General features: G+C 62.4%; 7 protein-coding genes and 2 pseudogenes. 3 read left to right on the top strand and 6 right to left on the bottom strand.

What is annotated here, in order from left to right; all coding sequences use genetic code 11:
* From JCM25156_RS21855 to JCM25156_RS21845, 3 genes and pseudogenes are all read right to left on the bottom strand, one after another.
* Nucleotides 1–1,026, bottom strand: a 1,026-nt coding sequence (locus JCM25156_RS21855) for a dihydroorotase (protein WP_242402500.1), incomplete at its 3' end; no start/stop codon positions are given.
* 236 nt (nt 1,027–1,262) lie between these two features.
* Nucleotides 1,263–3,469, bottom strand: a pseudogene (locus tag JCM25156_RS21850) (EAL domain-containing protein).
* 41 nt (nt 3,470–3,510) lie between these two features.
* Nucleotides 3,511–5,424: a putative bifunctional diguanylate cyclase/phosphodiesterase gene (locus JCM25156_RS21845; RefSeq protein WP_242402499.1), complete on the bottom strand. Its 1,914-nt coding sequence runs from the start codon at nt 5,422–5,424 to the stop codon at nt 3,511–3,513.
* 200 nt (nt 5,425–5,624) lie between these two features.
* Between JCM25156_RS21845 and JCM25156_RS29350 the strand changes: the two genes are divergently transcribed.
* Entirely contained in the window at nt 5,625–5,783 is a 159-nt protein-coding gene (locus JCM25156_RS29350; RefSeq protein WP_159104968.1) for a hypothetical protein, read from the top strand.
* 245 nt (nt 5,784–6,028) lie between these two features.
* Here the strand turns inward: JCM25156_RS29350 and JCM25156_RS05625 are convergent, their stop codons facing one another.
* Nucleotides 6,029–6,586 carry a cytochrome b gene (locus JCM25156_RS05625; protein ID WP_025812421.1) on the bottom strand — a complete coding sequence of 186 codons (558 nt, stop codon included), beginning with the start codon at nt 6,584–6,586 and terminating at the stop codon, nt 6,029–6,031.
* A 329-nt stretch (nt 6,587–6,915) separates the two neighbouring features.
* Here JCM25156_RS05625 and JCM25156_RS05615 point away from each other — a divergent pair, with 329 nt between their 5' ends.
* Entirely contained in the window at nt 6,916–7,434 is a 519-nt protein-coding gene (locus tag JCM25156_RS05615; RefSeq protein ID WP_025812420.1) for a hypothetical protein, read from the top strand.
* A 46-nt stretch (nt 7,435–7,480) separates the two neighbouring features.
* Here JCM25156_RS05615 and JCM25156_RS05610 read toward each other — a convergent pair whose 3' ends face one another.
* Nucleotides 7,481–8,485: a ferritin-like domain-containing protein gene (locus JCM25156_RS05610; protein WP_025812419.1), complete on the bottom strand. Its 1,005-nt coding sequence runs from the start codon at nt 8,483–8,485 to the stop codon at nt 7,481–7,483.
* A gap of 211 nt (nt 8,486–8,696) precedes the next feature.
* Entirely contained in the window at nt 8,697–9,371 is a 675-nt protein-coding gene (locus JCM25156_RS05605) for an ATP-dependent Clp protease proteolytic subunit (RefSeq protein ID WP_025812418.1), read from the bottom strand.
* Nucleotides 9,372–9,752: 381 nt separating this feature from the next.
* Here JCM25156_RS05605 and JCM25156_RS30830 point away from each other — a divergent pair.
* A pseudogene (locus JCM25156_RS30830) lies at nt 9,753–10,005 on the top strand (OmpA family protein); the annotation flags it as partial.

Here is a 10,005-nt window from a genome sequence, read left to right as displayed (position 1 = left end):
CCGCCCCTGGGCCACGTGTCGAGCATCAGCGGCAGAAGCGTCTGCACGCCCGGCATGCCGGACGGGCGAGGCGGGATAGGCGCGCTGCTTGGCCTCCAGCGTATGGGGCGCGTGGTCGGAACCGATAATGTCGGGCACACCCTGCCCCATCCAGTACCACAGCCCGTCCCGCCATGCGCGGCCACGGATGGGCGGGTTCATCTGCGCCAGCGTGCCAAGCCCGGCATAGGCTTCCTCCCCCGCCAGCGTCAGGTGCTGGGGCGTGACCTCGCAACTGGCAATGTCCTTATGCGCCGCAAGGAATTCCATTTCCGCCGGGGTGGTGACATGCAGCACATGGATGCGCCGCCCCGTACGGCGCGCCAGATGCACGATACGCCGCGTGGCGCGCAGGGCCGTCTCGTCATCGCGCCATACGGGATGGCTGGACGGATCATCCGCCCGCCGTTCGGACAGGCGCTCCTGCAGCCGGGTCTCATCCTCGGCATGGATGGCGACACGACGGCGGCCGGAGCGCAGCACGCGCTCCAGCATCGAATCGTCCGACACCAGCAGGCTGCCGGTGGATGACCCCATGAAAATCTTGATCCCCGCCGTACCCGGCAGCATTTCCAGCTCACCGCACCGGTCGGCGTTATCCGTTGTCGCGCCGACGTAAAAGGCGTGGTCGCACCACATGCGCCCGCGCGCGCGCTCCAGCTTGTCCAGCACGGCTTCCGGGCAATCGGTGGCGGGGCGGGTATTGGGCATCTCGAACACGGCGGTCACGCCCCCCATGACGGCGGCCATGCTGCCGGTGGCCAGATCCTCCGCCCCGGTCAGGCCCGGCTCACGGAAATGGACCTGCGTGTCGATCACACCGGGCAGGACGGTCAGGCCGGTACAGTCAATGACCCTGCCTGCATCACCCTGCCCGCCAATGCGGGCGATACGCCCGTCGCGCACATATACATCGGTTACGACCGTGGCGTCGGGCAGGACAACACTGCCATTTTTCAGACAAAGATCAAAAACGGGTAAGGTCATGGGACTATCCTGTGGCCATACGCCCGCCCACCGTCACATGACGGGAACAGGCAGGGGCAAGAAATGTCGTGCCGGGCCGGAACCGCGCCCCACACGTCTTTCCCCCGATGTAGGGCATGCGCCCCCTGCCATGCAAACCACTCCGGAAATCATGAACGGTTTGTGGTGGGGCTTTCTGCGGAAAGCTTCAGGGAACGCCGCCTTTATGAAAAAACGGCTGGGGCAGTCCCTTACGCTCAGGGCGCGAGCAGCGGGTCAGGACTCCAGGGGTGCGGCTGGCGCGCCCAGGCCAGCATGTCCTGCGGGGTCATCGGCCGGGCGAACAGATAGCCCTGCGCCACGTCACAATGCAGATCCTGAAGCAGCTTGAGTTGCTGCTCGGTCTCGACCCCCTCGGTCACGACCGTCATGTTCAGCCGGTTGCCAATGCCGATAACGGCGGTGGTCACCGCCTGCGCATTGGCGTCCTGCTCCAGATTCATGATGAAGCTGCGATCAATCTTGATCTCGGTCAGCGGCAGGCGCGTGAGGCGGGACAGCGATGAATACCCCGTGCCGAAATCATCCATCGACAGGCCGACACCCAGACTACGGATCGCGGCCAGCCCCTTCATCGTTTCCTCGTTCTCGCCCATCATGACGCTTTCCGTTATTTCAACGGTCAGGCGCTTTGGCTCGACATCATGTTCGCGCAGGATACGCTCGATCAGGGCCGGCAGGTCCCGGTTGCAGAAATGGACCGCCGACAGGTTGACCGACACGGCGGGCACATACAGCCCTTCCTTGTCCCACCGGACGATCTGGCTGACCGCCTCCTCCAGCGACCATGCGCCGATGGTCTCGATCTGCCCGGTATCCTCCGCCACGGCGATGAAGCGGGAGGGATAGATATTGCCCAGTGTCGGATGGTTCCACCGCGACAGGGCCTCCGCCCCGTACAGCCTGTTGGTGCGGATATCGACCTGCGGCTGGTAATGCAGGTTCAAAAGCCCCCGCGCCAGCGAATCGCGCAGGGCCGACCCCAGCAGAAGCCGGTCTTCCGCCGCGCGGTTATCCGCCGTGCTGGATACGCAGTACCCCCCGCGCCCCGCCTTCTTGCACCGGCGCATCGCACTTTCGGCATGACTGAGCAGGGACTGCCCGTCGGGACCGTTTTCAGGGAAGATGCTGATCCCGATACCCAGCGACACGACCAGCAGGTTCCCCGCGATCTCGACCGGTTCCTGCATGCCCTTTATCAGCCGATCCGCGAAGATCACGGCGCGCGCCTCATTGGTGTCGGGCAGCACGATGACGAATTCGTCCGCCCCCGACCGGCTGAGAATGTAATTGGAACGCGACAGGGTCTTGAGCCGCTGGGCAATGGCCTTGAGGAAGGCATCGCCATTCATGTGGCCCAGTGTGTCGTTGATATCGCGGAAGCGGTCGATATCGACCATGAAGATCGCGAAATTATTGTCCCCCGGCAGGTCGATCATCGACTGATGACCTTGTGGACGGCGGAACGGTTGAGGAACCCGGTCAGCGAATCATAGTTCGCAAGCTGCGAGATATGCTGCTGCGCCTCATAATTCTCGATCACCACGCCGCAGAACGAGACGGAGCCGCTCACGATCTTCTGTGGCCAGTCGCTCAACTGGTACTGGTTGCGGGAATAGAGGGCGAAAATGCCGGATATCCGGCCATTGCGCGACTTGATGGCCGAAGCCCAGCAATTATGCAGCCCCAGCGAAATGCCCAGCGAACTGTAGCTGTCCCACACGATGCGCCCCACCGCCAGGGGATCGCGGGAGATGGTGGCGAGGTCGTCCTCGCTCAGCACCACGTTTTCGAGCGCCGTGGCGTAATGGCGCGGCAGGCCCGGACCGGACATGATGCGCAGGCGGTTGTTGTCGCCCAGCAGGATGATGACCGCCACCGTGTTGGGCACGAAGCTTTCCACCTCCCGGCAGACCAGATCGGCCACGTCCGGGATCCCCATATCGTTCGAAATGGCTTCGAACACCGTGTTCTGCAGGTCGTGCAGCTTGCGGCGATGGCTCTCCTCGGTCACGCCCTTCATGATGGCCATGTAGTAGCGTTTCCTGTCCGGCCCCAGCACGGCGCTCGAAATCGACATCTCGCCCGAAATGTGGTCTCCGGTCTTGTTCTCGAACGTCACCTCACGCGAGGTGCCGACAATCCGGTCCCGGCCTGTCTCGCGGTTCCTGTCGATATAGCTGTCATGCTCATGACGATAGACCGAGGGCACAAGGCGGTTGACATTGGTGCCCAGCACTTCGCTTTCGGTATAGCCCCACAGCTTCTCCGCCGCCGGATTGAAGAAGACCACCTCGTTACGCTCATTGATGACCACGATGCCATCGGTAGCCTGTTCCAGCAGTTCGAGGCTGACATCCGCGGTCATCCCCAATTCCCGGCCCGCGCGTTTGGCATCCGTCATCCTGGGTGTTTCGGGCGGAGTGGTCGCGTCCTCATACTGTTTCATAGGATTCCAGAGCTCTCAAATCGCGGGACAAAATAGGCGGAAGAATAAAATCGGCGGCTTGTCTGCCCGACAGGGCTGCGTGAAGACTCTCCCCCACCCGCGGGACGGACCGCCATGGCCGTGACACCGTAAGCGGGGGGACCGAACAGATAACCCTGCCCTTCGTCACACCCCTCGGAATAGGCGAGGGCCAACTGGTCGCCCGTTTCGATACCCTGAACCAGAACCGACATATGCAGGACATGACCGGCGATGGTCACGGCGCGGATCAGTTCCGCCACCTTCGGATCGGTCGTAACCTGCTGCATGACCAGACGGTCGAGCTTGATCTTGTCAAAGGGGAAATCACGCAGCGCGGAGAGGACGGACCCCTTCCCGCCAAACTGGTCCAGCGCGAAACGGACCCCGAGGGCATGCACCTTCTGCGCCATGACCAGCGCGCGGGCCCGGTCGCGCTGCACGGTTTCCTCCGTGATTTCGATGACGAGACGGCTGGCGGGCAGCCCCGTGCGCCCAAGGACCGCCTTCACGGTCTCGGCGAAGCTGGGTTCCAGAAACTGCGAGGCCGACATGTTGACCGCGACGCAGATATTCCCCTTCCACCCGGCGGCCGTCCGGCAGGCCTGCTCCAGCACCCATTCGCCAAGCTGGATGATCAGGCCGTTCTCATCGGCCAGTTCAAGGATTTCCAGCGGCGGGACATGCCCACGGGTGGGATGGTCCCACCGCAGCAGCGCCTCGTAGCCCGAGACTTCGCCGGTCGCGACCACGGTCTGGACCTGGTAGTGCAGGGAAAGCTGCCGCTTCGCCATGGCCTGCTTCAGGTCGTCACCCAGCGCGCGGCGCTCGCGTATGTTCTGGTCGAGCGAGCTTTCATAGAACCACACGGTCTGGTGCAGGTCGTTCTTGGCGCGGTACATCGCCATGTCGGCGCGCGAAATCAGGGTTTCGCTGTCCGTCGCGTCAATGGGGTAGACCGCCACGCCAATGCTGCCCCCGCTCGTAACCATATAGTCATCGATCGGGATGGGCTGGTTCAGCGCCTGCTGGATACGCTCGACAAAACCGTGCAGTTCGCTGTCATCCACCATGCGGTGAAGGGCCACGAATTCATCCCCCCCCAGACGGGCGACGAACTCCCCTTCCCCCAGCAGGGCGCAGAACCGTTCCGCCAGGGTGACCAGAACGGTATCGCCCGCCGCATGGCCACGGGTATCGTTGATTTCCTTGAATTTGTTGAGATCAATGCCGATGATGGCGAAGGGCCTGTCGTTCCGGTCGGCCCGGCTCACTTCCTCGGCCAGCCGTTCATTGAAGCTTATGCGGTTGGGCAGCCCCGTCAGCGCGTCCGACATGGCCATGCGATGCAGTTCACCATATGATTCGCGGCGCAGGCTGCCATCAATGACATAGCTGGCGATACCGGTAATGATGGTCAGCAGCGAACCACCCAGCACCGCGAAACCGATCATCTGGAACTGCTGGTTGTCGTGCATCATGGGCATGGCGGGCCGCATGACGACATGCATGGCCGCCATGCCGGTAAAATGCAGCCCCGCCACGGCGCCGGACATGGCCAGCGTCATTTCAATCCCGCGCCGCACGGTGCCGGGTTGCAGCGCCAGCTTCAGCGCCACGGTGGACAGCCCGATTCCGATCAGGATGGACAGCACCACCAGCGGCATGTTCCACGTCACCGGCGCATCCAGCCGGTAGGCTTCCATGCCGATGTAATGCATGCCCGCGATGCCCAGCCCCAGGATCGTCCCGCCGACCAGGCAGCCACCACGCCCGGACAGCCGGACAGCCGCCCCCACCGCGCAGGGTATGGCCAAGAAGATGACCAGCAGCGACAGCGCGGTCCGGACCGGGGCGAGATGCCCCCCCGCGCCGGAATGATAGGCCAGCATGCTGGCGAAATGCGTGCACCAGACGTAAGGTGGAACCGGCCACGGCCGACATCAGGTACCACCCGACACGCTGGCCGCCATGCGTTTCGGATATACGGGCAACCAGCCGCATGGTCACCCACGCGCCCGTTATGCAGACAATAAATGCACCGATCAAAAGGAAGGGACTATAGACCTTCAGCTCATAGACAGGATTGCTCATGGATTCCATTCTGAACGATCAATACCATCCGATTACTGACAGAACACAGGTATATAACTGGCTCCACATGCAGGAATGCGGAAAAACATCTGGCATCAACCGCGCACAGCAGGGGCGTTCCAATCAAGGCGATCAGCTAATTATTTATGTTTGCTGATATTAAGCAATAATAATAAACACCTAAATGAGATGCAACAGAAAACATACATGTATGTTTTCTATATATCCCCACGCCAAATCCCAATTATGTGAATATCCAGATTATCCTATCATATGCCTGAAATGCAGGATAAATTACATATTATAGGTTTGTATTCCTATTCTATACTTTATAACACAACGCACTTTTCCGGTCCATCCACTTCATCCGGTTACAATACTTAATAGGTATATATTCCACCTTTATGGCAACATGCGCTGGAACACCTGATCGCGACAGAACAGAAGATGGTAAAACCCGGCGCAGGCATGAAGCAGCGCCACCCAGAGCAGCGTCCACGCGCCCCAGTGATGAAGCCATGAGAAAAGATGGTGCGTCTCATGCGCCATGGCCGGAAACGGGGAATTGATGGGCACGCCAAAGGCGATCACGGGGTGCCCGCCAGACCAGCGCGCCATGTAACCCAGCACGATCTCGGCCGCCAGCAGCACGTAAAGCAGGTGATGGACGCCGCGCGCGGCCCGGTCCTGGAATGTCACGGCGGGGAAACGGATCGCCCGCCCGCCCGTCACCCCCCAGGCCACGCGCGTTACGAACACGGCGGCCAGCAGAACCCCCAGCGATGTATGCGTCACCACCATGAAAGGCCGGAGGGCGGCGGTGCGCGCCATGAAATGCCAGCCGATCTGCCCCACGACAAACTGCTCCAGCACCAGCAGGGCCGTGATCCAGTGCAGCCAGCGGGTCTCCCAACTGTAATGAGCGGGCATGGGGGAAGCGAGGGGGGAAATCACGGCCATTCCGATCACCTATACTCCACGAAAGCACATCACCAGGGCCGGGAAGAACGCGCGACATCCGGGGCCAGCCGCGATTGTTGCAAAAACCGCCCGATCTGACCATCCGGTTTCTCACCCCTGCCCCACGGCAGGGGCCACGTCACATGAATTCATGCGGCCCGACGGATTTGCCGGGCGCGCCGTGACCGGCTACGCCCCTGCCACGCAACAGGCGCGCAGGTGCCATGGCCCCATGGAACATCATGACCGGCATGCGGTTGTCATGACACCGAACGGAGCGCACAGTCAGACCAGTCCGCCCCGGCAGATGTCCTGATGGAGAATAAGAGATGACCACGCTCGCCACCCTTCCCCTGACGCAGATGATCGTGGTGCCCGACCTGCTGGAAGCAAAGGTCGGGACCGTGATGTTGGCCTCGGAAATTTCCCGCGATGACCAGAAACTCGTCATCCGCAGCCGCCTCGTCTCAAGCGAGGGGATCCGGCCCGGCCTGATCCTGATGACATCGAGCATGCGCGGCTATTTCGCCCCGGATCAGGACTGCACGCAATTCGTGCGCACCGCCATTGACGTGACGGAGGCCATGCCGCCGCTGCTGGTCAAGATCGTGCCGGGCTTCCGCTATAAATACGATGCGGTCGTGCGCGGCGACATCTGGCAGCTCAAGGATGACGCGGGCAAGCAGTTCGCCGGGCTCGCCATCGGATCGGACGAGGAAGAAAGCAAGGTGTACGGCTATGCCCGCATCGAGGGCGGCCGGATTGGCGACATCATCCCCGCCACCCGTGTCGCCTATCTGGGCCAGCTTGATTTCGGGGCCGGTCCCGTCGCCCCCACGCTGGGCTAGGAACGATCCCCTCATCCCCCATTGCGGGGATGAGGGGGGATAGCGATCAGGCCGCGCCGGGCTGGCTTTCCAGCATGGCGGAATTGGGCGTGCGCCTGAGGAAGAAGCGCAGGAACCGCGCAAGGTTGGGCGCAAGCTTGGGCCGCAGCAGGCGGGAGTCGTACCCGGCGAAGCGGCGCTCGTTCTCGATCAGGCACATATCGAGCATGTCACGCAGGGGAACATCGACATTGGCGACGTCCTTGGTGCCATGCACGGTGAAGTTGTTGTCCTGCTGGTGCTTGTTCCCGTCCGCGTCGAAGGTCGTCACCATGCCGATGCGTTCATAGAGCAGGAACAGCCACACACCCAGCACCCGCAGTTCGAACCACGGGCGACGCCACAGCGGCAGGGTGGCGCGGTACCAGGCCAGCCAGTTGGCGAACAGCAGGATATGACGGCATTCCTCCTGCATGACCGGCTCGAACGTCTCGATCAGCGCGGGCGGGAAGAAGGCGGATTTCCGGGCGATGGCGAACAGGCCGAAGGCGAAGAAACTGTCCACGCATTCCGAAAAGCCGGTGACCATGTAGGCCCATTCCACATCACGCGGTTCGATGTAGGGCGGTTCGGACGCCAGCGGGATGCCGTAGGCCGCGACCATGTTGGCCAGGACTTCCTTGTGGCGGTTCTCCTCCCACGCATTGCGTGAAAGGGCGTCCTTCATGTCCGGGTCTTCGACCAGGCGGGCATAGGCGGCCATGCGCAGCCGGGCCTTGCCTTCCGTCTGCACCGCGATGTCCCATACCGGCAGGGACGTCACGCGCCTGAGCGTGTCGGGGTCCAGCTTCGGCCATTCGATGACCGAGGGCTTGTAGGGGTTGAAGGTGTCACGGAACATGTCCGCAACCGCCTTTTTATGTTCCGCCGATCCGGGCCGGAGCGGACCGGGCACGGGACTGGACCAGTGGCGGGCGTTAAAATCGGCCTGCGCCACCGCATCCGGCGTGGCGGCGCCCGGATCCTGGGCTTCTGGCAGGCTGGTATAGATTTCAGAAAGTGATTTCGTCATGTCGGCTCGCTGCTCGGAACGGTGTCACGTGGGTACGCCGGCCGATGGGGCACTATCGAAACAGCCTGACATCCCATTGCCGGTCCACTTATCATAATCAAACAAGAAGTGCAGAACTGTTATCTGGAATTTAAGGGAGCCGCCAGAGGCGGCTCCCCCAAACGGAACGCCAGATAGTATGAACGTGCCGAAATCCGCGCCTTGCCCTGGATCAATGAAGGTCGGAGATTTTGTCGATTACGCGCGTCACCAGCCCATATTCGATGCCTTCGGCGGCGGACATCCAGTAGTTGCGGTCCGTATCCCTGCGCACCTTGTCATAGGGCTGGCCCGTCACATCGGCGAACAGGCGGTTGAGACGCTCGCGCATCTTGACGATTTCCCGCGCCTCGATATCGATATCGGTGGCGGGCCCGCGCACGCCGCCCATGGGCTGGTGCAGCAGGAAGCGGGTATTGGGCAGGCAGAAACGCCGCTCCTTGTGGCCCGCAGCGAAAATAAGCGCGCCAGCGGAGGCGACCCATCCGGTGCCGATCATGTTGACCGGGGCGATCGAATCGACAAAGCGGATCATGTCGTGAATCGTGTCCCCGCTTTCGACATGGCCGCCGGGTGAGTTCACGTACACATCAATCGGCTTGTCGGACGTGCCGGCCAGCGCGAGCAGGCGGCCGGTCACGTCGCGGGCGATCTTGTCGTTGATCGGACCGAACACCAGCACCTTGCGCTGGTCGAACAGGCGGCTTTCCAGCTCCCCTATGGGAGAGGAGAGGGTGCGGTTGCGATCCGGTTCCTCGGTTTCCGGGCCCTGGGGTTCGGGGATATCGGGATCTCTCGGATCTTCGTCATCCATGCGGACACGGTGTTTCGGCTGCATGCCGTTCATCGGGTTCTCCCTTTTCTCCGGGACTGGCCTAGTCATGTCCTTATCCTGCGCCGCCTTGCGTCCGGTGCCAAGTCCCGACCTGACAATCCGGCCGCCATGGCGCCGGTGGCGCGTGCCTGCCCCCCCTCGCTAAGATCGGCATTGCAGGTTAGTTTGCCCCGGCCATGTTGTATTCAGGCCCGCAAAGGGCCACGGGAGCTAGAGATTGGGAAAGCCGGCACCATCACCAAGTCCGGGAAGATTTTTTTTTCCATCATTCGGATTCGCCCCGGTCATCCGGGGGGCGCTGCTGGCCCTGACCGTGACGGGCGCGGCCGGTTGCGCGCACCATCAGGACACGGTTGACACCGTAACCGACTGGTACCACTCGTATCAGGCGGGGTGATCGGCCAGCAGCGGCCGCCGCCGCCCGGCGCGCACCAGCCCTATCCCAAGATCGGGCTTGGCCCGCACACTGCGCCCGAACTCCCCTCGCCCGACCTGCGGGAGGATATTACCGCCGATCTCGAGGCCCAGCACGAGCTCAGCCAGCGTCAGGACGCGATCATGGGGGCCATGCCCTCGGTCGCGGATATTCCGCCCGTGCCCGGCCGTACGGGTCACGGCGCGCAGTCCGCATCGCTCAGGGCGGCGG

The organism is Komagataeibacter kakiaceti JCM 25156 (assembly GCF_000613305.1).
The sequence above is the reverse complement of the archived record's forward strand: the minus strand, read 5'-3'. Positions and strand labels throughout refer to the sequence as shown.